The 22764-nt window shown below is 42.3% G+C and carries 19 protein-coding genes; 2 read left to right on the top strand and 17 right to left on the bottom strand.

Annotated features, from left to right (window positions below):
- Nucleotides 1-21: 21 nt before the first annotated feature.
- The 13 genes from N480_RS07545 to N480_RS07485 all read right to left on the bottom strand — a co-directional run bounded on the left by N480_RS07545 (nt 22) and on the right by N480_RS07485 (nt 12012).
- Nucleotides 22-423: a GPW/gp25 family protein gene (locus N480_RS07545; RefSeq protein ID WP_063371907.1), complete on the bottom strand. Its 402-nt coding sequence runs from the start codon at nt 421-423 to the stop codon at nt 22-24.
- A gap of 13 nt (nt 424-436) precedes the next feature.
- Complete coding sequence (locus N480_RS07540; protein ID WP_063371906.1) at nt 437-2026, bottom strand: phage baseplate assembly protein V; 1590 nt, start codon at nt 2024-2026, stop codon at nt 437-439.
- A 1-nt stretch (nt 2027) separates the two neighbouring features.
- On the bottom strand, nt 2028-2765 hold the full coding sequence (locus N480_RS07535) for a hypothetical protein (RefSeq protein WP_063371905.1): 738 nt from the start codon (nt 2763-2765) through the stop codon (nt 2028-2030).
- Between the two features lie 2 nt (nt 2766-2767).
- Nucleotides 2768-3001, bottom strand: a complete 234-nt coding sequence (locus tag N480_RS07530) for a hypothetical protein (RefSeq protein WP_063371904.1) — start codon at nt 2999-3001, stop codon at nt 2768-2770.
- A gap of 17 nt (nt 3002-3018) precedes the next feature.
- Nucleotides 3019-3480, bottom strand: a complete 462-nt coding sequence (locus N480_RS07525; RefSeq protein ID WP_063371903.1) for a phage tail protein — start codon at nt 3478-3480, stop codon at nt 3019-3021.
- A gap of 48 nt (nt 3481-3528) precedes the next feature.
- The gene (locus N480_RS07520; protein ID WP_039609825.1) at nt 3529-3975 is read right to left on the bottom strand and encodes a phage tail protein; all 447 of its coding nucleotides are present in this window, start codon (nt 3973-3975) and stop codon (nt 3529-3531) included.
- A gap of 120 nt (nt 3976-4095) precedes the next feature.
- On the bottom strand, nt 4096-5796 hold the full coding sequence (locus tag N480_RS07515) for a phage tail sheath family protein (RefSeq protein ID WP_063371902.1): 1701 nt from the start codon (nt 5794-5796) through the stop codon (nt 4096-4098).
- Between the two features lie 347 nt (nt 5797-6143).
- On the bottom strand, nt 6144-7769 hold the full coding sequence (locus N480_RS07510; protein ID WP_063371901.1) for a S1 family peptidase: 1626 nt from the start codon (nt 7767-7769) through the stop codon (nt 6144-6146).
- A gap of 10 nt (nt 7770-7779) precedes the next feature.
- Nucleotides 7780-8649, bottom strand: coding sequence for a hypothetical protein (locus tag N480_RS07505; RefSeq protein ID WP_063371900.1), 870 nt, complete (start codon nt 8647-8649; stop codon nt 7780-7782).
- Between the two features lie 6 nt (nt 8650-8655).
- Nucleotides 8656-9597, bottom strand: a complete 942-nt coding sequence (locus tag N480_RS07500; protein ID WP_063371899.1) for a hypothetical protein — start codon at nt 9595-9597, stop codon at nt 8656-8658.
- An 18-nt stretch (nt 9598-9615) separates the two neighbouring features.
- Nucleotides 9616-10593: a hypothetical protein gene (locus N480_RS07495; RefSeq protein WP_063371898.1), complete on the bottom strand. Its 978-nt coding sequence runs from the start codon at nt 10591-10593 to the stop codon at nt 9616-9618.
- A gap of 137 nt (nt 10594-10730) precedes the next feature.
- Nucleotides 10731-11141 (bottom strand): hypothetical protein, encoded by a 411-nt coding sequence (locus N480_RS07490; protein ID WP_155732782.1) that lies wholly within the window; start codon nt 11139-11141, stop codon nt 10731-10733.
- Between the two features lie 109 nt (nt 11142-11250).
- Nucleotides 11251-12012, bottom strand: a complete 762-nt coding sequence (locus tag N480_RS07485; protein ID WP_155732781.1) for an enoyl-CoA hydratase-related protein — start codon at nt 12010-12012, stop codon at nt 11251-11253.
- A gap of 175 nt (nt 12013-12187) precedes the next feature.
- Here N480_RS07485 and N480_RS07480 point away from each other — a divergent pair, with 175 nt between their 5' ends.
- Together N480_RS07480 and N480_RS07475 are read left to right on the top strand one after the other, a co-directional pair.
- Nucleotides 12188-12799, top strand: coding sequence for a FecR family protein (locus tag N480_RS07480; RefSeq protein WP_063371895.1), 612 nt, complete (start codon nt 12188-12190; stop codon nt 12797-12799).
- Nucleotides 12800-13239: 440 nt separating this feature from the next.
- On the top strand, nt 13240-14028 hold the full coding sequence (locus N480_RS07475; protein WP_063371894.1) for a hypothetical protein: 789 nt from the start codon (nt 13240-13242) through the stop codon (nt 14026-14028).
- A 50-nt stretch (nt 14029-14078) separates the two neighbouring features.
- Here the strand turns inward: N480_RS07475 and N480_RS07470 are convergent, their stop codons facing one another.
- The 4 genes from N480_RS07470 to N480_RS07455 all read right to left on the bottom strand — a co-directional run bounded on the left by N480_RS07470 (nt 14079) and on the right by N480_RS07455 (nt 22710).
- Nucleotides 14079-15407 carry a hypothetical protein gene (locus N480_RS07470; RefSeq protein ID WP_155732780.1) on the bottom strand — a complete coding sequence of 443 codons (1329 nt, stop codon included), beginning with the start codon at nt 15405-15407 and terminating at the stop codon, nt 14079-14081.
- A gap of 443 nt (nt 15408-15850) precedes the next feature.
- On the bottom strand, nt 15851-17143 hold the full coding sequence (locus N480_RS07465) for a hypothetical protein (protein WP_063371892.1): 1293 nt from the start codon (nt 17141-17143) through the stop codon (nt 15851-15853).
- Nucleotides 17144-17462: 319 nt separating this feature from the next.
- Nucleotides 17463-20297, bottom strand: a complete 2835-nt coding sequence (locus N480_RS07460; RefSeq protein ID WP_063371891.1) for a hypothetical protein — start codon at nt 20295-20297, stop codon at nt 17463-17465.
- A gap of 373 nt (nt 20298-20670) precedes the next feature.
- A complete protein-coding gene (locus tag N480_RS07455) occupies nt 20671-22710 on the bottom strand; it encodes a hypothetical protein (RefSeq protein ID WP_063371890.1) in 2040 nt (679 codons plus the stop codon).
- Nucleotides 22711-22764: the final 54 nt, after the last annotated feature.

Here is a 22764-nt window from a genome sequence, read left to right as displayed (position 1 = left end):
CTGAGTCGCGAGCAAAAGTAGCTAGACAGACTGCTCAGACAGATAGAATGGAAATACCATATTGCTGCGGCTATTTGTTTTGCGAATCAAATAGGTCAGCTCAATCAGTAACACTCCGTCATAGAGCTCTTGAGGGTCAAAGGAAATATCTTCTAATATTATCCTAGGTTCGTGATTAAGCAGAACGGCTGAAATCTCTTGCTTTAAGGTGACGAGCGCCGCTTCACTGGCATCTTCAAACACAAAATTTGATAGCCCAGAGCCAAGTTCAGACCAAAATGGTCGCTCACCTTTTAGTGTATTTAAAGCCGTGGCAATCGCCTGCTTTACAAGCGTTTCTCCTTCAGCCATTTCAGGCCCTGAGTCTGGACTTGCAAATTGAGGTGGAAAACCCCATCCCCGTCCAAGAAATGATTGGTCCATACATAATTCCTCTTTATCCAATTTCCATTTTGTCTGTCACTACAGCCACTTTTTTACTTTCAATGGTGATGGATTTATCCATCTTGATTTGACTGTCATCTGGCGTTTTAATCACCACATCAGTTTTTGCAGTCATGCCCGCTTTGTCTTTTTGCGATAAGCTATAGCCTGAGCTTTCCCCCAAAGAAATTGAGTGCTCTTTACTGCCTTCCATAATGATGTGTGGTTTTTTGAAGGTAAATTTCAGCCCCATGGCCTGCTCTTTAAACACTAATCCTCGAACGTCATATTCCTTTTTATAGCCACCAAGTGGAGGCTTAGCGACAGGATTGTGAACAGCGCCCACAATGACCGGAAACCTTGCATCCCCCCCAATAAAATCGACTATGACTTCTGTATCTTGGTCTGGCGGTAAAAACAGCCCTTCTTCGACCCCCACATAAGGTGTCAGTAACCGAGCCCAAATAGGTTCCGTAGTCAAACTATGTAAAGTAAGTGGGATCCGATGAAGCTTTTCTTTGTCTTCTTTGAATTCAGCGACTTTGCCAACTACAACGGGGGTTGGCGCTAACGTTTCCCATTGTGACCAACCACTGTTTACTAAAGACAAGCCCAGAGTAAACTCGCAAAACCACCCCTGATTAGACAAATGATGGTGAATTTCACTGATCATGTAATCAGCTTTATTGCTTTCACCAGCTCCAGATACGGTAATTGCTTCTAACAGCTTTACGTTATGCAGTGACTCAGCTACAGACATATCAACTTGAATGCGCCCTTGCTGGGTGTCCCAAAGCCGGTAAGTTTGCTCAGCTTTTGCTTTTGCCGCTAACTCGACTTTGTCTATTGGCGCTTGAGACTTGATAATAATGTCGGCGGTCGCACCGTCTTTTTTTTCACCTGAGTCATGATCTTCAACAAGCATAGCCTGAGTTTTAATATCCCAAGCACTGTGATCGACTTTCTTCGCATAGGAGCTGTTATCTAAACAGAGCTCAAACTCAGTACACCCGTCCATGGCGACATTAAACTCTGTGGCACTTGGAGTATGCTTAGTCAAATCGACAATATTAATGCCGCCTGCTTCTTCGTAAAAAACAAAACCATTGGTCAAGATTCGATTCATCAACACTTCCCATGGCTTTTTCTCTACCATGAGGTATTGATAATGTTTGATTTTACTGTCGGCGACCGTCTTTTTACCTGCACAGGGCGCCAGTAAATCATTCAGGATATCGGTGTCCGTGGAGTCTGGTTTGTATAATTTACTGATCCTCGATTGGCAAAGCTTATTAGCCTCTCCTTTTGCAATGACCTGTACAAAAGGCTCGCAACAATAGCCAATTTTACCGCCAGTGATCACGCCAGAAAAAACGGTTATTTGCGCAGCATCACCAAAGCCAGCTTTCACTTCAATTGATTTACCAGGCGGAAAGTCTTTAGATAACGACAGCGAGAAAGTTTCTTCTGCCATGTCTCCGTCAGCAAACACAATTGATAATTCAGGGATCTGATTGACGCCTCTGCGAGCAACTATCTCCTTAACACCGACTTCCAATTTTTTTTCACTGCCGTCGACTAAAATGGTGTAACGTATATCCATATCAGCGCTCCAAAGGCGGGTAAATAATTTCAGCTCCCACGTCAGCGCTGCGAATTGAAGCCAATTTATTCGCGCTTGCCACCTGATGCACATAGCCGGGTTCACCGTAAATTGAAGTCACTTGAGCTATCACACTATCTCCAGCTTTATGTTGGAGTACATGGGTTAAGTCTGGTGAACTTTTACCGGTTCTAAGTTTAATTTCTTTGTTCGACAGACACTCTGATACGTTACAAACAACCTGTGCTTTGACACGGTTGCCTTTGCCATTGACCAGTTCACTGATCACATTGATGTCATTGAGCATACCGTGAAAACCACCATCTGCACCGTGATTTAACACCATATTCAAAGGCATGATGGTCACAAAAGCAGGCAAATGAGTTTCGCCTTGTACGGCTAGACCGAACTTTAACAATTGTTGAATGCTGTCTTCGGTCTCTGTTTCACCACTCTCTCCCATTGCAAGCTGACCAGGCGTTTCAATGATGGTATCGTCTAATAAGAATTTTATAGTAAGAATCGATGTTGGTGACTTCTGGTATCGAGCAGATCCACTCTCCGAGCCAATGATCTTTGACTCCACCAAGTGATTCTGATGCGTCACGTTTAGAGATTTGGGATCATAAGGCAATGTGAGTTCCCCTAATTTATTACCATCTCCTCGTTCAATTTTCTTATAGAATGTCACTTTGCACAGTGGCAACCCACTTGCGTTAATTCCACTTGATTTATTCATAGTCAGGGCCTTTTTTCTTTACCAAACTTTGCAAACCTAAATTCAATGTGGCGCTTTAAATCCGCTTCCAATTGGCAAAGCAACTCTTGCACTTCGTAGCGACCAAGCGCATTACTATGTTTTTCTGGTGCTGGTGCCTGATGAGACGGCTCGGCTGAACTTTCAGCGGCAGCATCACTTGGTTGGTCCGCTCGAATACGTGCTTTGACATGCACTTGATTACACTTTATTTCCATACGGTGCTTACTCCTTGTTATGAAGGTAAGCCTGGAATTGGCACAGCAATGAGGTCTCGATAGCTAAAGCTAAGTGACTCGATTAAAACGTCATTTCTGCCAGCGTCAACGCCTTCCCACTCCCAACTTTCCAAAAATGCATTTTGAACGAGCCATGCTTGAGCTGGCAAAAAGTTGTCGTCTAGAATTGTGACTAAGATATCGTTTTTCACCAAATAGGTGCTCCATGCATCGCCAAATACCAAGTTTTGTAGCATTAATAAGCTACCTCCTTGGAAAACGCCTCTTTTTAGAGTCAAGGCTCTGGCCTGCTTTGCATTCGCAACACTTACTCGGTTGTTGGTATATTCGATGCTCCTAGCCATTTTCAGCCCACTGACTTCTTTAAATAGAATATCAACGGGGTTGGGGATGCCAGCCGTAACAATGCTGACAAGAAAACGATACCCAACCATTGGTGTTCTAGGATCTTGAAACATATTTCACACCTAAATGGGCACTCTCGTGCCCCAAAAAAGAGAATAAAATTAATGGAATTCGATCTTAATATCGTCAGCCATCATTTCTAGTGACTCAACACTCGCTTCATTTGAACCACCATTGATGCTCGGTGCGGTCAACTTCTTAGGAAATGCATTAATTACTTTCCAAGTAACAAGAGGCTGAGAACGATCTTCATTAGTGAGTGAAATTGTGATGTCCTTTTTATCAACAAGGTTTAAGCTGATAGAAGAAATCCAATCGTAGAATTGGCTCTTTTGCTTAACTAGACCACGCTTCAACGTAATGTTCACGTCGGTTGGTTGCCCAGGCATATGCTTTTTGCCATAACCATCTTTGTAAGTGATAGTTTCAACACCAATATCTAGGCCAGAGACTTCTGAAAAAGGAATGCTTTCTTCGCCAAAACTGACAACAAATCGATAGACCGGAATTGGATATTCTGCTGCGATATCTGCTTTAGTAGTAGCCATTTATTAACTCCAAAAAATACTGTAATTACAGCTATGCTGTAGTGAAAAATAGGTGTCTATTTGGCGCTTCAAATGAGCCAAATAGACGTTGTGATTCGCTGAAAATCAAAAGCGCTAAGGTTAGCCCTCTAAGCTTTTGTGAGAGAAAGTTAGTACGATGAATTCCGCTGGACGAACTGCTGCAAGACCAATTTCAATGTTCATTAGGCCATTGTTAATATCATCTTCAGTCATTGTTTGGCCTAAGCCGACGTTAACGAAAAACGCTTGCTCTGGCGTTTCACCAAAGAATGCACCAGATCGCCATAAGCTCTCTAAATAACTTTCAATCATGGTTTTTAGTTTCAACCATGTGAATGGTGTGTTTGGCTCAAATACTGCAAAGTGAGTTGCTTTTTGAACAGACTCTTCAACCATGTTGAACAAACGGCGAACCGAGACGTAGCGCCACTCATTGTCATTACCAGCAAGCGTACGTGCACCCCATACCAGTGTGCCTTTACCTACAAATGTGCGGATAGCATTGATTGACTTACCTGATGTTGCATCAACGTTCAGACCTTCTTGGTCAGCATTGTCGATGGTGAGTTTTGGCATGAGTACTTGTGCAAGCGCAGCATTCGCTGGCGCTTTCCACACACCACGGTCTTTGTCCGTTTTAGCCATAACGCCAGCAATTGCAGGTGAAGGAGGAAGGTCTAGGTAGTTTTTACCAAGCTCTGCTTTAACTTGGTTATACACATCTGCTGAAGAGAATGGGTAAGCTGGGTCGCCAATTGCTGCAAGTTGAAGTGAGTTCAGTGTAACTGGTGTCAGTTCGAATTCGTTTTCGATTACTAATGGCGTGCCGCCTGTTTCAACGATTGCACCGTTTTCAAGCTTAACTTCTACCCCATCGGTTAAACGGTAATAACTTGTACCATCCGTCGCGAACACAGTTTCAGGCACTAAATAGCGCTTGCCTGATGGATCGTACTCTTCACCATCAATATCATCCGTGTTGTCACCTTTTGGTAATAAGTAATCTTCACCAATATCGGCCCAATCAGCACCATCTAGGCAAACCAATTTGTGTGAAACGTCTTTTGGCCACCAGACTTGTGCAGTCAATGGCGCATCCACAATGACTTTAGTCGCGTCATATGCACGTGCAATCGTCGTTGTAAGGTATGGATAGTATGCAGCACCATACTTAAGGCCAAGTGTCGCTCCTGCACGAAGTGCCGTTGCATCTTCAGAGATAGGATCGATACTGCTCGCATCTGCTTGCATTTGGACATCGACAAGTGCAAAGCGGTCCATTCTTTTTTCAGCATGAACGAGTGCTTTATTTTGTACTTCGTAGTGCTTTGTTGTATCTAAGCCAATTGACTCAGGGCTAGAGATTAACGTTACTTCGTCAACTTTATTAAGTAAATCAATTGCTTTTGTGAAGCCTTCAGCCGCTAACATTTCGCCAGCAGTACCAATGCTCACGATGTAACATGCACCGCCGCCATTGGCAAAGTAATGACTCACAGCTTGATGCAAGAAGTATTGTGCATCTTCTAGCTCGCCTTCTGGAGACATCACTGCAAAGCCGCCCGCTGACTTGGGTTTAAGCTTAAAGCTCTCTTGATAAGCGCCACCAAATACCGCTTCAAATTCAACCATGCTCGTAATACGAACTGGTGTATTCTTGTATGCTGGTGCATCACCTGCTTCATTCAGCTTGGTTGTGTAACCAATGAAAGCCGGAATGGCCGTTGCAACTTCTGCCACTGAAGGTGGCAGTGTTGATTTCTCTTGGACATAGACGTCTGGGGTTTTATATTGAGGCATAATATTTCCTTACGTTGATAATTACATTCTAATGAGCCAGTACGGCAAGAATTGGGTAAACGAGGCGCAAACCCGGCTAACTGAAAAACCGGTTGAGCGGCAAATCAATGGGAATAAATCCACTCAAACAAGTTTGCGCCTCTTAAGACAAAGAGCCTTTACCACGGCTCCGCCACATCAGTCCCAACCGATGTGTCTTGTAAATTATTTTGTATGGCTAAGACGCCTCTTATTTAGCGCTGTGAAAAATAACTGTGACTTTTTTGGAGATAGGCATGTGCCACTTATCATTGGGCATAAAAGCGGACAGTAAAGGCACTTAAAACAAGAGAGGTGTGTTTGCTTGGTTATAGATTATTGAAACGATTAGAAAAGCCTGTGAGGTGAACACTGGCAAGTAATGAAAACGCAGTCTCCAGAGAAAGGCACAGGGAAATTTGCTCACTGGTTAATGAAACTAGCTTACAGTTTAATTTCGAATTTTTTAGGAGTTGACTCATGTAGTCATCGTTGAACTGGCCGTTGATCGCTTGTGCTTGCAACCAGCTTTCTCTATTGGTTGCGATTGAAACATAATTCACTTCATGACGTAAAGTTATGGGCTCATTAAAGTTTGCGAATAAACCATTGGCCACATATCGCCTACCTCCAAACTCTAATAGCTGCCTAAAGTCTTTATATTCTTCATAGACGCCCTCCTCGTTTAATTCATGCCAATGCTCGTCTAATTTGTGAAATAAGAACGTCATCGCGTCTTGCTCAATATGTTGCTTTTGTGTTTTATTTAAATCCCTTGCATGATACTGAAGTTCGAAAAAGCACAACTGACACAACTGCTCGCTTTTTGCTAGCAAGTAGCCATCATCATCTGTGTACAGCTCTGTACCTGTTGGAATAACAATATTAAGACCGTAATAGGCATCCGAGTAGACATCAAAGGCTTGTGTCGCGAAATCCAACTCAATGTCTCCGAAAATAGATCTAAAGAGCGTTACCACCTGCATAATCTCTTCGGGGTTGGCACTGCTATGTTTGAATTGCTCTAAGCTGCGAGTCTTTACCTTAACAAATTGAAAGTTATGGTAGTTTACGCGAGTCGGTAAAGGGATAGTGGGTACAAATGTGGTGTTTTCTACTGACTTGGTAATTGCCACTGCGCTGTTAATTACCCCCTGCCAAGGTGCTTGCCAGCCTGTTTTTTGACGAGCTTTGGCCTGAGCGTTGATCTTATCGAGCGTAAACAAACTTGAGGACTCTCGCAAAGCAGCAGGAATGGTTTTGTGTTCTGATGCAATAAGAGAGTCTAAATGGTTTGCTGGTATCACCCAACTTACATTTGCTGCGCCATTTTCTAAACCGCCATTACCAATGCCTATCAAGGCCCCTTCACTATCGAAAATGGGGGCGCCAGAAAAACCAGGTAACAAGCTGCCATCAAGATAGTAAATTGGCAACTCAATATGAGGGGATTTCGTTTTTGATAGCATTTTTACCGCATAAGGCGGAAGAAACTGTTTTAATATTTCTGGCTTAGCATACCCTTTAAGTAACTCTCGAGTACTCATTGCAAGCGCCCCATGATGAAACCCGAGTGCAGTGACACTTGCTCTGTATTTAGGTTTATTCGATTTAAACTGCTTGATAGGTTGCCACCCTATGACCGGCCTTGATACTTCAAGTAACACCAGATCTGCCTTAGGTAGTACCCGATAAACTTTAGCAAGGCGCTTTTTCTTGCCGTAATCGATAATCACTTTGCTTTTTGGCTCTGGGTCCAGCACATGTAAGGCGGTGACGACCCAGTCAGGCTTAAGCCAAATAAACCCAGTCGCGACACTCATTTCTCCATGTGGCTTTTTGACAATCACTCTCACAGTGCTGCTACTTAGCACTTCCGGATCTATCGAAGCCTTGCTTGTGCTCACTTTCCCTGCCACTAACAACAACGTGATAAGTATAATGCGCGAAACCATGCATCACCGCCTACAGTGCTGTACACAAAGTGTGATGTGTCAGTTTCAAGATGGAAAATTTTTGTTCATCAGTTATTTTTGCTTCCGAAATACTATCAAAAACAGGTTGCCAATTTGGACCAAGTTTTGTTTGCGCTGAAGACAAACTAGAAAACTGAGACCATGTCACACCATCAGGGCAGTGCTCAACTGAATCTTGTGACATACATAATGCATCTCGCGTAGCAAGTAGGACACCTTTTTGCTCATTTTTTGTATAGACGGATGATACATTCTCGGCTAATTGCGCCCAAACGCCCCCAGTCAATTCAAAGTTGTTGAGTACCTCGTCGAGCGCAAGGGTTTCATCAGTATATGCAAGCTCATCACACCCGCTTACCTCAACAGCTGCACTGAATAGCAGGCTGCTGTGCTGGTTGTTCATTCGAGCCACTTGAGCGTCGTGTACCAATGGTATTTCATTGCCCTGTAACAGCTCTGCGTCTGTTTTCTGCGGGTAACTTTCCGGACTGACTTGGCTAAGATTTAGGCCAAACTCTTTTAGAGTTAACAGCTGCAAAGCTTGCTGTTCAGTGTACCCAACTGCCATATATTGGCCTTTCAAATCCGTAAGTGATGGCGCCAGCAAGTTGTGAGATCTCACGTAAATACCTAAGTATGCACCCAGTACGCACGCTACCCCGAAAGCACCTATCCTGACGGCTTTAGCATCATTAAAGTGACGATCATTCAATCCGAGTATTGCGGCCAAAATCGTTGTTAAGGCACCTAACAGCATGGTTACCGTTGGCGTAACAGAAGTCCCCATAACAACCCCAAACAGCAAGCCTATTCCCGCCCCGCCAAATAATGCTATTTTAAGGTTCACCGCTGTTTGCATGTTCAATTACCTTATCAATAAGTTAGGTACTTTATAGTTCCTTTTCCGCCTTTTGGTTTTGTAGCTACCAAAGCGATACTCAAACTTCATTGCAATAGTGAGTGTAGAACGATTATTTGAAAGCCAAAGTTTTTCTAGTTGCAGGGCAAGCAGTGAATTATTGCGAAAGCGATAAGCAAGCTCTGAAGAAAGTGCATATTGGCCTTGGCTACCCCAATACCCAAGCGGGTTATGGTTGGGGAACCAAGTCACGCGTGCGCCGATTAAACCTCTCAATCGGCCCGTCCACGGATATGCGTATTCCGTCAAAATACTATGATAAACCTGCCCTCGCGCAGTGCTCTCCCGATTGCCGGGTAACAATCTTCGGTAACTGGCTACATAGTCAAAGTCTAATTCAGCAACTCCCAGCTTAATGAGCTTACTGGCAATAAATGCACCACCCAGCTCTTTATCTGTGATGCTGCTGTCTTTTTGTCGATAACGCTCTGAACCACCATAAAGATCAATGCCAACACTCACCCCATACTCGAAGGCATGCTCATAAAAAACTTCAAGCCTAGACTTATACCTACGGTAATCAACAAAATCTGAAAATCGCGCAGCTCCAATGCGACTAATTTCCCCCTCAAGCTCTGTTTGATCTAACGTCAACTCGGTATATATCGAACCTGCTGGGAATAATTTACCGCCTATTGAGAGATTGGCTTCAATTGTAGTCGCATCACCTTCAAAGTTATCTGACTCAATCACTGGGTTTACAGGCTGACGGCCAAGGGATAATGATTGCCTTTGAGTAGATAAACCACCAAAGTAATTTAATTTTTCTTGCCAATTACGTGTTTCTACTTTTGCATTTTTTTGGCTGAAAATAGGCGCTGAAACCGCTGTAAAGCTCGCTCCCAAAACACACAGCAGTATGCCGTAATAAATAACTTTCAAGCTCATATCTCACCAATCCTGTGCTTAATTGCTTCCGCCACTGGCCCCTGAAATACGACTTTGCGCATTGACCACTTCGATTTGCGCAGATAAGGCTTCAATTGCCGCGCTCAAAATTTCAAATTTTATTTCAGAGTTCTTTGCAAGCTCTACATTTGTGGCCACGGATAAAGGTAAGTTTGACACTTCGCCACTATCAATTAGCCTTTTGGCACTCCCCATTAAGTCCGTTTTTAGATTTGATAAGTTCACACGAGCCACGTCACTATTTGGATTGTTATTAAAGTCAGAAATTGCTTGAGAAATATTTGAAAGTTTAGATAGATCAGCCGCCATGGCAGCATTGATAATTGCTAAGGTGGTTGCCTGGTTATTTTGCTTCTGTTGTTCGCTTGCTTGGTCTAAATAAAGTACGTGTATATCTAGCAAGTTGGTTTCTTCTATGTCTAAGTTGAGGGCAGTCAAAATCACTTTACTGGCATCACGAGCAACTCGCTGCAGTCCGCTGTTTGAAATGCCATCCTCTAACCGCCCCTCTATCTGATCATAAACTAGCGTTGTTAGTGCATTAATTTGAAATGAAGTGTTGGTTGTATTCGAAGAGCCTAATGATTTTAATTGAATATCGCCCAGTTCAGAGAGTAAAACCTCTTCTGCATAACTGGCAATGAGGTTGCCACTGTCATCAAAACATTCTAACGCGTCGCAAATCATCTCGGTGCTTTTCTCAACTCCCATAGTTACATTGAATAAGCTATCTTCAACAAGGCTAAAACGGCTACTAAAATTACCATGCCGGTCGCTAACACCTTGCCAAATAGCTTTATTTTCGTAATTAGTAATGGTGATCGTCGCACCGCTTACAGGCCCTTTTAACAAGCTGCCATTTAAAATCAGTTCGTTACTCCCACGAATAAAACCCTCCTTGTAACATCCACTGAGAACCCCAAAAAAGACAGAGGCGCAAATTATCATTCGCGCTGTTTTCTTTGAATAGAACATGTAACTCCCTTTTATCGCCTTCTTTCATGGCTGCTTAACTTGTAATTAAATTGAAAACGGACTGCAAGTAAAATGAAAATATCTCTTCTTTACACTTTGTCGTAATTAACCACGCGCATACTGCGCCAGTTTTAAAGTTATTTAGATATGGTAATTGGCTGAGTCGGCACGAACTTTACTGTTAATTCGGTAGGCGGAGACGGATCTGGGATCCCTTTGTCATTTAAAGCTGGTATAACGCTTAGTGAACATTTTATATCACCATGCAGCACAATTGGCGCACCACCTTTGAATGTGATATCGGACAATACGATATCGGTAATTGCACTAAAAGTTACAGAGCCACCAGCAACGTGTGCTCCCTGAATGTATGGAGACATATTTACTTTTTGTTGTAGAAACTTTTCTATATCGTCTTGTACAGCGATTTCACCTTGGCATATCAGTCCCTTAGAAGCGACGTCTAAAGGTCCAGCTGTCGGTACAATCAGTACACCTTTGTCCAAAAGTAAGTTAAATATCGTGCTTGCGTTGAGTATTTTTATCATCTGTCTAATCTCATCTAATAGGCGGGCTAAAAGTACTATTCCCAAAGTGAAAAAAGGCAAACTGTGCCCCCTCCTTGCGCGCAATACAGTTTGCCAACTCACACTACTCTCATTCGCTTTGCAATCGCCCTAATCTGCGTAAATACTGCACAAAACGCGCATCACCACCACTGATATTTGAAACCCACTTATCCACCAATATCTTGGTTGTTTTATGGGTTAGGCCATTGCTGTTTTTTCGATAATTTTGTAAAGCAATACGGCCGTAATGAGAGTGCGTCGCGCGAGCCACAACATCATAGACTTGCCGCTCGGCATCCCCTTTTTCACACACCACATCTATCATTCCCAATTCAAATAGCGCTTGTGCGCTATACCGTTTTCCTGAGCAAAGTACTTCCATAATCACGTCACGAGAGGCACTGTTGTGTAACTTATTCGCAAGCACTGCACATGGGTAATCGTCGAATAAAATACTTGGGTTCATAAATTCAGCTTGAGACTCAACAACCACAATGTCCGCTGCAAGCGCAACCAACATACCAGCACCAAAAGCTCGCCCCTGCACCACTGCAACACTTGTAAAGTTTTCTTTCGAGCCACAAAGCAAACGATTGACAAGCTCTAAATAGCTTGTTGCATAACTTTGTAAGCCGCTTTTGTCTCTTCGCTCAACGAGCTCTGCTAACAATGTTAAATCACCACCTAAACAAAAATCACCGTCCATATTACTGCTAAGTACTTTAAAAACAGGAGTGTGATGCATTGGTTCAGGCCTGAAGAAATGATTCAGTTGACCCAAAATCGAGTCATTTAGGCAAGACTTAGTATGCAGTTGCATACGCGCCCACTGCATTGCACTTGTTTTCATTACAGCCAAAGGCTCACTTGTATTCACACGCACAAAAAATCGCTACCGTTTTTGTTTCTTTCATCTTGACGACGTAGCCGTCTTGAATTTGTGATTGATTATTTGCGCAAAATTTACAAAAGGGCTAAAACCTTAGTTACAAATAAAAATTGTCGATACTAGGTTTGAGAATAGGATGAAGCTAATTACAACATTATGTTTTTGTTTTCTTTCATTTTCAGTAAGCGCAGAGCAAGTTGCAAAAGCCATGTTAGCGAAACACTTTGTGGTCGCAGAGCAAAATAAAAATCAACGAAAGTTAAAGCGCAAATCTGCGATATATAATAACGACCTCATCGTTACAGGGGACAAAGCTCGCGCGCAAATAAAGTTTAGTGAAGGTACTATCCTTACATTGGGCGCGGACACACAGTTTTCAGTCTTAGAGTTTAATCATGGAACACAACATCAAACACCCAATGCCACACTCGAATTTGTAACGGGTGCGTTTAGAGTTGTAACGGGCGAAATAACTAAAGTTGCACGGCCTAATTTCAAAATTAAAACACCAATGGGGTCAATCGGGATTAGAGGCACTGACTTTTGGGGCGGTAACCTTTATAGCCAAGAAACCATTGATGTAATCTTGCTCGATAGCGAACACCCTATCATCATTGAAAACCAGTTTGGCCGCGTCGTCATTACCGAGCCTGGAACTGGGTCTACTTTGCGCCAAGGAGAAGCGCCTTCACAACCAGAGAAATGGTCAGAACAAAAACTACAAGACGCTGTAAAAACAATTCAATAGCGCCATTAAAGTTTGACTTTTATCTCTCCAATTCTTGTTCACCGAGCTAGGTAAAAAGAGCAACAAATACGTGCTTGTATCTCTCGTTCACCTACCTCCCTAAATGCATATTCAATAAAGTACATTTGTGAACATATAATTCATTACCTTAGTAAAATGAGTTACGCAGAATCCATGAGGGTTTATTATGAATTATTTCATTTGCCTTAACTCAGATTACGCCCGCCACTTACAAAAAATCTATCTCACTGTTTTTTAAACATATAAATATTTTTATATACAAAAATTGAAAAAGATTCTCCAGATTTGCCGGCATTATTTTTGTTTGCTACTTTGGCTCCGCGTTACCGCTTTGGGCCCAAGTGATAACTAACTAAAACTGACAAGTGAAAGGCCAGCCCAATAAGGCTGGCTTTATAAAACTATCCAAAGGATTAAAAATGAAAATGTTTAAATTAGGTACGTTCGCTGCTGCAATGTTAACTTCTGTAAGTGCAGTTGCTGCGCCTATCAATATCGCTGATACTAACGGTTATGATCGCCACACTGTATATGCTGATGGCCCTGTTAGCCGTGTAGTGATCACGAGTGAATTTGCTCATAACTTCTCAGCTGACATTGAGCTGCGTGACGGTGCACGTTGTGAATACGGCAACCTATATTCAAACGTTGATGGCAGTCACATCGTTAATGCCGCTGTTCAACCAGATGCTAACATCGTAGGCCAAGCAACTATCGGTGTTAATAACGGTATTCCTGAAGCGCGCCTAACAGATTCTAAATTACTTAAACTTGGCTGTTATGATGCCGACAACACTTGGTACCACGTACTTGTAAATGTGCCTGGTGCGCCAATTGTTGATTGGGATATCACAGTTGAGCCGGCTGGTGAATTCGTAAACCAACCATACTCTTTTGGTTACCATTCTGCATACCGTGTGAAGAGCACACTTAATGTTGATAACCAAAACCGTTCTCAGTCATACTGCCACACAGTTGCAAACCGTGGTGTTTCGCTAGGTTTATTCCACGGTAAAGATACATCAAATGTTTTCCACGCTGATGTATTCACTCAGGACAAAGTATACACAAATGACACAGCACAGCCTGTGCTTTATCAAATCATTGAGTGTGAGAATGCTGCGGGTAAAACAATGGCTGTTAAAGTATTCAACTTGACAGACCCTAACGGCATCTACACATACGAAGATCAGCTTATCATCAAGTAATTGACTTCTAAGTTTAGATAGAAAAATGGCAGCTAAATAGCTGCCATTTTTTAATTCAGATTAAGCCTTTGGCTGGTACTAATAAATACCTTATCTCCTAATGAAGGCTTACCGAGGTGTTTTTGAACATATTGTCTATAATCAACGACGTTCATTGGTGCACCATCGTAACCTGATAAATGAAGGGATGCCCTTCGGGTGACACTTCTTTTGAAAACCTCAAACTCCTCCCCAAAGGTTAACTTTGGTATTGCAGAATTTAATCCACCTGCAACGAACCATTTTAAATTTTTGTATGGTGAGCCGAGTAATTCAAAATTCAAAACCACTGTTGCGTGTTGCAAGCGTGCATCAATGCCCGTGAAGTTATAGGTATATACATCCCCTTGTTCTTGCATTAGCACAGCCTTAGTTAGCTCACCTGCAAGTTCAAACTGCGCTTCTGGTAGCGCGAATTCGTTTGTTTTTCCCTCATTGTCAAGGTGTGCAATGACTCCCCAAGAGTGGATAACGGGTAATTCTTCAGGATAAGTTAATACACTTTTATAATTCAGTAGCTCATTAATGCTAGAAAGTGAGGGGTAGATTTTTAAATTAGAATACTCGCTAGCATAATCGTAATTCAGTAAAATCTTCTCACCAACACTATCAAGGCCATTTACATGAACTCTCGACTTCTCAGCAAAATGTACGGTCGGGACATTCACGCTGTCATGGGCAAAATCACTCCCTGTGACTACCACGCTCGATGACGCTTTTGGTACATCAATGACCGCTAATTTGCCCATATCGTAGCCAGGTTGGCTGATGGAATAATATAATTTTGGATTGTGTCCACATGCGCTGGTGGAGTCTTGATAACCCTCGATAACCCCACTGCCAAACTTCGAAATAATGTAGTCACTATGCGTAACTGCGAGTTCACTAAAATCGACCGTTACATCTTGACATGGGCACGAACCAGTGACATCAAAAAACTCAATTGTTTCTAATTGTGCGCCTTCAGAGATTTCCAATGCGGTATGTATTTTGCGCACCTTACCTGTGTCGCCTGTCCCCATTCGATTGTTGCCATAATCTTCGACACCTAACACTGAAGCGTGCTCGGCACCAGCAGGTACATCTTGACTAAAAAAGCCGACGCTATCAGTCATATATGCTGCCATGGCGTTACCATCTGCGTCATGGAATACCACACTTGCGTTGGGATAAGGAGTGGTACCGCAGTCCGTACGAGTCTTAACATGGAATGTCAGTTTTGGCTTCTCTTGAACAACAGGTAAATTCGGCTTATTGTCTGTGGAACTTTCAGATGATCCGCCACACCCAGCGAGCATCAAAAAACCAGCCATTAGCGCTGGTTTATATATTTTATTCACTATATTACTTCTCAAACTTATGGTTTCTGAGATTGTACTATAAAACACTATCTATATCTTTCATGGCTACCCAAGTCGCTCGCGAAACAGTTAAAATAGAATAAAATTCAAACAAAACACAATAAAAACGCGCTCAGATTTAGTATAGAGTGCGAATAAAACATGCATAAATTTGAATAATTCAAAATAGCAACCCTCCATTCGCTTTTTATGACGCTATTAATTTTAATATACTTAACTCAAGTGTTAGAGGGAAATACACTGTATTTATTCATTCAGGGAGGATGTAACTATAAATGGACCCATACTGTCTAATTATAACTCTTAACTATTTTTAAATGCTTAGGTCCTTTTTATGCACCTAAAATAAACAGGTCGTGATTACGAAACGAAAATGTGTAAATTTGAGTTGCAGTCGTAACTGACTGCAACTCTGACATTTCCTAATGCGTCACCACATTTGTCGCTTCAATCCTGACAAAATGATATTTGTCTGAGTGAGTAAAATCCGTATTACCGTTAATGGATGCTCTATACTCTTTTAAGTCAAGCGGCGCACCTTCATGTCCACTTATTACAACTTTTACCGATTCCGTGTGTCGATCTTCCGGCACAGTTAAAATATCTCCAAATGACAGCTTAGGAATTGCAGCGTGTAGCGCTCCTTGCACCTCCCAATCCACTCTATTGACATCACTGTCAATCCATTGATATTCAAACCGCCAATGCGCGACCCTAAGACGGCTATCCAATTTGGAAAAGTCATACTCCAATGTGCCGCGCCCGAAAATATTTGAAACTGTTTCGAGCATGCCCATAGATTGATTTGGTAGTGAAATGTCTGTCACGATGCCTGTTTCATCAACTTTAGCAACACTGCCGCTCACCACGTAAAAAGATAAATTGTCAAGCTCCTCTATACCTGATTTTGCAATCGTTATATAGTTTTCGTTCGTGATCGAAGGGAATGTGTATACTTGTTCGTCAGATGCGGAGACGCTACTACTTTGAGAGTAAATTATTTGGTCAGATTCTCCAAGCCCTCTGACAGTGTATCGAGAATCCAAAGGTAATGCGTTTATATCCAGTTTCACTCCCTCATGGCTAAAATCACTGCCACTAAAAATAATTTCATTATCATCTGTAGAGACATCACTAACTGTGGCTAATACATCTTCATACCCAGGTAGTTTTATCGCATAAAATGCACTGCGCTTATTTTGACAAGCTTTAAGTTCATCATGGTAATCACTTAAAGGATTCAAGTTCGAATCAAAAATATAGAAATCACTGTGCGTTGCTTTCAAAGCAGTAAAGTCCGCAGTCACACTACGGCACTCACAAGAGTCAGTCAGGTCATAAAACATCACATTTGAAAGCTTTGCACCTTTGGAAATATCTAAAGCGGTAATAACCCCTGTAATTTTCTCAGTCTCAAATACAGCGTTTTCACCTAGAATTGAGACATGTTTCGCACCCGTTGGGATCTCTTGAGTAAACTGTGCCGTGTTATGCGCTTCAAACGTAGCTATGGCCTGCCCCGTTTCGTCATGAAATATGACTGTCGTTCCTGCATAATCCTTGATACCGCATCGAGTAAATTGCTGAGCAGTAAAAGAAAGCGTTGGTTTTTCTGCTATTCGAACTTGTGGCTTATTATCATTTGACGAGTCGCCGCAACCACTCAGAAATATGGCCAGACCAGCAAACACTGGCGAGTAAAAGAACTGCTTCATAGGTTTGTCCCTAAAATTACTAATCACTTGCCATTGTACATATTAACTTAATGATTTTAATTATAAAAAAAAGCAGCTCTTGGCTGCTTTGCATTTTGACTCATGTTTAAAATACTAAAAGTGTGTAGATTGAGTCACGAAGTGTTGGGTCCAATAAGATTAGACATACCAATGTTCCTTTTACATGTTATACCCCAGTAGCTGAGCCCCGCCCAGATAAGGACGATAACTCAACTTGCCAAAACCATAACTCTAAAATTAAACACTAGGTATTACACTCTCCTTACACCTATTGTGATAATGTCAACAGAGCGTGGTGCTACATCAAAATTAACCTTTCTTTATCTATGCTGTCTAAGAACTCTTGCGCAGCGGCCTTATTTTCCTCGTTCTTAGAGCGATTTGTCCGATAGTCAGTGGCTATTTCTTCAAGCTTTTGTAAGATCACTCTTCGGTCTAAAATAGACTTCGCCTTGTGATACTCATCAAGTTTGTCAGCAACTTTTGCTTTGCTCCAACTCAACTCAATGAACCAGAAGTTCTTACGCTGCACAGCTTCACTCCATACCTTTGAAGTCCAAATATATGTGCCACTGTTTGGCAGCTTTTCTCGCTCAGCCTTAAATTTCTGATAAATTTTTCCAAACTTCAATTGTTGAGGCATCAACTTAAGCAAGTTTGTATACCTTTCTTTAATATCCTCTTTTTGATCTCGACTTAGAGGACTATAAACAGTTTTTCTTGCAACTTCAGGTAACTTCCTTTTAGCTTCTTCATCTGTGTACTCTATGTGGCTGCCATCTTTCTCCAACTGCGTGACCCACTTATCAACGCCTAAGTTTTCTTTTGTAACTTTCACCGGCTCTGGCTTTTTATTAGCAAACTCCCCACTGGAGCGTTCAATATGATAGCCTTTTCCATCAGGGTTCTTTTTAATAGTACCATCCAAGGTATATTCACCTAATGTCCAGTCACCAATAGAAATTGAAGCAATTTCCTTTTCAAATGTCAGTACCTTGGCTTTAATAGATGCACCCACTTCAGCTTCGAGAGAACCAGTTAAACTAAAGTCGCCTTGCATTGGCCAGTCTTTATCAATGCCAAAATGGCCGAAACTATCTCCTCCTTTACCACGTGTGTACTTCAGTCTCCCAGAGGCCAGAACTTTACCTTCTACCCCTCCCCTAATTTCGCCAAATAGGCCACCCTGCACTTTTGCAAGGTACGGTACTCCAACGAAAGCGCCGGCTTCTATTCTTGCTTTTGCCTTTGCACTTGCTGATGCCTCACCAATAACGTTAAATATCATCTCAGTTTCGGTGTTTTCTTCTTCTTTATTGTTTAAGGTTGCGCCAATTCCCGCACCAAACTCAAACCCACCACTAACGTCGATAGCCACCCCAGCAAAGCCAGCGCCAACCGGGAAGTCTAATGAAAATGCTGGAAAATCAATGCCTTTTTTCCATTCACCTTTAATGCCACCTTCTCGCTTGTCATTATCATAATAAGCCTCAAGACCTAAGATTCGGGCACGCAGTAGTTGTAGCCCATTGTTTTCATCTTTTTCATAAGTAAATTTCCCTCCTTCAAACTTGATGGAAGATAACCCTTGATGCACTTTCAATTGCTTGAGTTCAAACACTTTGCCAAAGTCAAAATTACCGGAGAAAAAACTAGAATCCACAATCGCCTTATCATTGGCTATCTTTGAGTTATCGTGGTCCAGATCCATGTACGCATTTTCTGCTTCAATTTTATCTTTCGTGAATTTTGCTTTACTCAGAGCCAACGTCATCGTGGTGTGCTTGCTGACGGGTATTTCAACTTCAGCTTCCTCTATTTCGCCCCCGAGCTGCTCGTCGTGATACATAACCTTTGCCTGTGTTACTGAAGCTTTAACTCCGGCAGGCAAGCCATATAAGGAGACATCTGTTCCCACCTCGAATTCAGGCGCAGTGTCCTTAGCAACTTCAACTTCACCAGAAAGGTTACTTACTGACAAATGATTTGGGATCACTTCAAACGTATCGGATGACGCGATTTTTGCGCGTGAAGATTTAAATTTACCAGCTGTATCAAGCTTTAGGTTAAAGTCGCCATCAAGCTTTTTCTTATCCCACAGAGGCACATGGGCATCACCAGAAAAATGTACTTCTTTTTGCTGTTTGTTGTAATGCAATGACAATAGATCTGAATAAACACGTTTATCGGCAATATCTAATCCAACAATACTGGCTTTAAAGCTAGATAACCCTTCTTCATTTATTACGAGTTCATCACCTAACACTTGATGCGCACTGATAATTCCACTAAAGCCGACTCCCTGTTGACTGGCAAATACAGGTGCAACTGACACCTCCCAGCCTGAGCCAAATGGCAATTTAATATCTATGTCACCGCCAAACTGCTGACCGAGCAAATTTACCTTCGCCACGCCTGTGCCATGTAGCCCAGCTCGCTTCGGTCGATTTGCACCGTCTTCCCACTCCATTAAGTCCGGTTGATTAATACCAAGCGAAATAAACTTATTGTCTACAATGTTTGGCGATGACTCCGAGTCTGAGTCGGTATCAGATACCTGCTCATCTGAGGGATCGCTATCCGCGCTCACGCCTATTAAGCCCGCCACTCTGCTCGATAACTTATCTTGAATGTACTTAACCCACGCTTCTAAGTTTTCTACTAATGCACTTAATGCTGCGTGGGCATCTTTACCCTTTTTGAGCCATTGATAGATATACGCTTCATCGATATCTCCCCAGGCCATGGCTACCCAGCCTCCATTGTAAAATTTATTGGCTACCCACAACCACATTTTACCGATAGCCCATAAAACGGCAGACACAACCCCCGCGGGTACTTTAGCCAGAAAAACCAACGCCTGAGCAATGGCTGTCACCCATGGGTTTAAAGACTTAAGTGACGTCATTGCGTAGTTAAAAACACTGGCAATGATTAACTTTGCGGTTTGGTCTCCATTAAAGTGATCCCAAACGACTTGAGATGCATAACGTTTTGCTACGTCGACGCCAGAAGACAACAAATCGACACTTACCGAATCTGCATCAAGTGCTTTGCTGACCGATAGCGCCGTTTTGGTGGGATAAAGTTGCGAAACAGGGTTTATTTCCTGTTCTTGCTGTTGCTTTTGCATTTCAAAAGTTTCCTTTTGTTGAGACGAGAATTCTTTGATGGGGTGTTTGCGGTGAAATTAATTTACATAGGAATGTATGTGAGCACATATAAAAATAACGCGTTACCAACTCTCAATTGATGATGTTGTTTATCAATGTGTTATGGCAGGTTTACCGCTGTATGAGCATGAGCTATTCGAAACTTAGGGCCTAACCTTATGAAGGAAGTCACTCATGCTTGTATTCGTTCATTTTTTTTGCACGTGTAAGCTGAATCTAATAATGATAAAAGTAAGCTAAATACGCATAAAGCATGCAGGTTTAGGTATATTGAATTATAAACAACCGCGCTTTGGGGTTATATGTGGCTAGTGCTGCGTGATTAGGTGCGATTTATGATATGTGTGCACGTATTTGGCTTTCCAAGCCACGTAAGCCGTTTAAAGCAAGAGTCCCTCTTTCATAGTTGTCAACAATGTCTTGTAACTGCTGCACAGCCTGATTAACAACGTCGCTTTTGTATTTCATAATCTTTTGTATATCCTGGAGCTTTTCAATTTCGGGGGAGATATAATCTACTCGGGTACGGTGGTGTTTAGACATGATTAACACATGAACCTGCACCCAAGTTGCCGCTTCCTGATACTGTTGCTGGGAATAATGGACGTGCCTAATAGAAAAATTGTCGTATTTATTATGTGCCTCTTGTGCATCTTTTAAATCTAGGTCCTGATCTAGTTTATCACCCTTTTGTATTTTACTACTTAGCGCCAATGCCGTTTGTGACAGCGTTTCAAACGCTTTGGTATCCTGCTCTTCCGATTGCCACGTACTAACCTGGTTATCAATTGCAGCATATATATCACCTTGGGTCTCATGTGCTTTTGCTATTGCAAACCAAAGGTTTCTCGGCCGTTCACGTATTAGCTCAATAGCTAGGTTCCTTTCCGTACTATTTTTTGATGATGTACGTTTCATCATTTGAATAGTTGAGGTTGCCACGAGCGACTCCTTAATGTTACTCAAAGGCTTCATGACGCCATTATCTTTAAACCCAGCCTGATTCAAATGATTGGTTTCAACCACCGAAGCCTTTACTCGGCCTGGTACATCCGTTGTAACTGCCGCACTACTAACCAGCATTTGAAGATTGTTATTAATGGTCCTGACATTGCTTTGTAGTTTTCGACCTTCAGCATCACCTAGGCCAAACAAAGTTGGCTCTCCAGATGGACCCTTACCACTGAAGCCATGCGATTTATCTATGTCCAACAACAGACTACTACGCTGAATAAACTTTTTGGCTTGATATAAGTTCTGTGTGCCATCATTGCTTTTCAGCTTTAGCATAAAGTTGCGTTCAGCCGGATAATTTATCCCTTGCGTGTCAAAAATTTTAGGACGCAGCAACGCATCCATTTGCGATCCTGCTTTTGCAATCACTTTCACCGCTCTGTCAATCACATCATCACCTTGAGCAGCGGCGGAGTCATAGACGTAGGCACCCAAGACCAAATCGGCATTTTTTGCTTCAGCTTCGAGTGCCATTTGTTGCGATACGTGATTTTTACTATATGGGTCTACCCATGTCGAAGCATCCGGGTCGGTAATATGAGTAAATACTGGTGAGTGACTTTCCCCCCAATGGCTATTCATGATCTTGGTGACAAAGGTGTTATCTAACGCAATATTTCGCCACATGCCATAAGGAAAGGTTTTTAATACTTTGGCATGCTTCAAAGACCCTACAAATGCTTTACGCTGTTCAGGCGAAGTCGCTACAGCTTTGTAGTTTTGCACAAATGTAGAGTCATCCGTCCACACTGATTTTGAATCGTTTACGTCCTGTATCTGCTGGTCCCAATAAAACCCGACTTTAATACCTCGAGTCCCTTTTAGCTCTTTGCGCGCTAAGGCATTTTCAACAGGCTTATCTCCTTGCAGCAAACCATGAGCATTATAAGCGACGATAAATGAATAATTCTCTCTTTTATCACCAGCCCCTATTAGATAGCGCTCTGGAAATTCCTTGATACCGGCGTACAAAGGGCTGCTCACCATCACACCAGTTTGCAGCTCCGCTTCGTCAGTTGACGGAGCTTGACCGCCCTCTTCGAGATTAACCTCTTCAACACTTTTAATTTTGTATTTATACGATGATTTGTCGGATGATGTATCAACCTTATATTTATTGCGAAAAGTGTTTAGAGCGCTCGTTGGATCAGAACCTGCTAGGCTTGGCGATTGACTGTATGCGTCTTCTGTATCCTGCGCAAACCACGTCTCCCTGCGTTGTTTCGCCTCTGATTTAGAGTATAAACGTAAAGTCGAGACGGCTTTTAGTAACTCACTATCTTCACTCAGGTGCTCATCAACCCACTGCCTAATATATGCACCTTGACTCCCGGCAGGCTTTTTAGTTTGTTTATTCATAGTTTACTCTCTACTAATCTATATATTTATTAACATCACAAAAGCAAGGTTGTT

This window comes from Pseudoalteromonas luteoviolacea S2607 (assembly GCF_001625575.1).
Classification (GTDB): domain Bacteria; phylum Pseudomonadota; class Gammaproteobacteria; order Enterobacterales; family Alteromonadaceae; genus Pseudoalteromonas; species Pseudoalteromonas luteoviolacea_E.
This window is presented reverse-complemented; position numbering and strand designations above follow the sequence as displayed.

Excerpts from the sequence above, each read along its gene's own strand:
- N480_RS07545 (WP_063371907.1), bottom strand. The coding sequence starts at position 423 with ATGGACCAATCATTTCTTGGACGGGGATGGGGTTTTCCACCTCAATTT.
- N480_RS07540 (WP_063371906.1), bottom strand. The coding sequence starts at position 2,026 with ATGGATATACGTTACACCATTTTAGTCGACGGCAGTGAAAAAAAATTG.
- N480_RS07535 (WP_063371905.1), bottom strand. The coding sequence starts at position 2,765 with ATGAATAAATCAAGTGGAATTAACGCAAGTGGGTTGCCACTGTGCAAA.
- N480_RS07530 (WP_063371904.1), bottom strand. The coding sequence starts at position 3,001 with ATGGAAATAAAGTGTAATCAAGTGCATGTCAAAGCACGTATTCGAGCG.
- N480_RS07525 (WP_063371903.1), bottom strand. The coding sequence starts at position 3,480 with ATGTTTCAAGATCCTAGAACACCAATGGTTGGGTATCGTTTTCTTGTC.
- N480_RS07520 (WP_039609825.1), bottom strand. The coding sequence starts at position 3,975 with ATGGCTACTACTAAAGCAGATATCGCAGCAGAATATCCAATTCCGGTC.
- N480_RS07515 (WP_063371902.1), bottom strand. The coding sequence starts at position 5,796 with ATGCCTCAATATAAAACCCCAGACGTCTATGTCCAAGAGAAATCAACA.
- N480_RS07510 (WP_063371901.1), bottom strand. The coding sequence starts at position 7,769 with ATGGTTTCGCGCATTATACTTATCACGTTGTTGTTAGTGGCAGGGAAA.
- N480_RS07505 (WP_063371900.1), bottom strand. The coding sequence starts at position 8,649 with ATGCAAACAGCGGTGAACCTTAAAATAGCATTATTTGGCGGGGCGGGA.
- N480_RS07500 (WP_063371899.1), bottom strand. The coding sequence starts at position 9,597 with ATGAGCTTGAAAGTTATTTATTACGGCATACTGCTGTGTGTTTTGGGA.
- N480_RS07495 (WP_063371898.1), bottom strand. The coding sequence starts at position 10,593 with ATGTTCTATTCAAAGAAAACAGCGCGAATGATAATTTGCGCCTCTGTC.
- N480_RS07490 (WP_155732782.1), bottom strand. The coding sequence starts at position 11,141 with ATGATAAAAATACTCAACGCAAGCACGATATTTAACTTACTTTTGGAC.
- N480_RS07485 (WP_155732781.1), bottom strand. The coding sequence starts at position 12,012 with ATGAAAACAAGTGCAATGCAGTGGGCGCGTATGCAACTGCATACTAAG.
- N480_RS07480 (WP_063371895.1), top strand. The coding sequence starts at position 12,188 with ATGAAGCTAATTACAACATTATGTTTTTGTTTTCTTTCATTTTCAGTA.
- N480_RS07475 (WP_063371894.1), top strand. The coding sequence starts at position 13,240 with ATGAAAATGTTTAAATTAGGTACGTTCGCTGCTGCAATGTTAACTTCT.
- N480_RS07465 (WP_063371892.1), bottom strand. The coding sequence starts at position 17,143 with ATGAAGCAGTTCTTTTACTCGCCAGTGTTTGCTGGTCTGGCCATATTT.
- N480_RS07460 (WP_063371891.1), bottom strand. The coding sequence starts at position 20,297 with ATGCAAAAGCAACAGCAAGAACAGGAAATAAACCCTGTTTCGCAACTT.
- N480_RS07455 (WP_063371890.1), bottom strand. The coding sequence starts at position 22,710 with ATGAATAAACAAACTAAAAAGCCTGCCGGGAGTCAAGGTGCATATATT.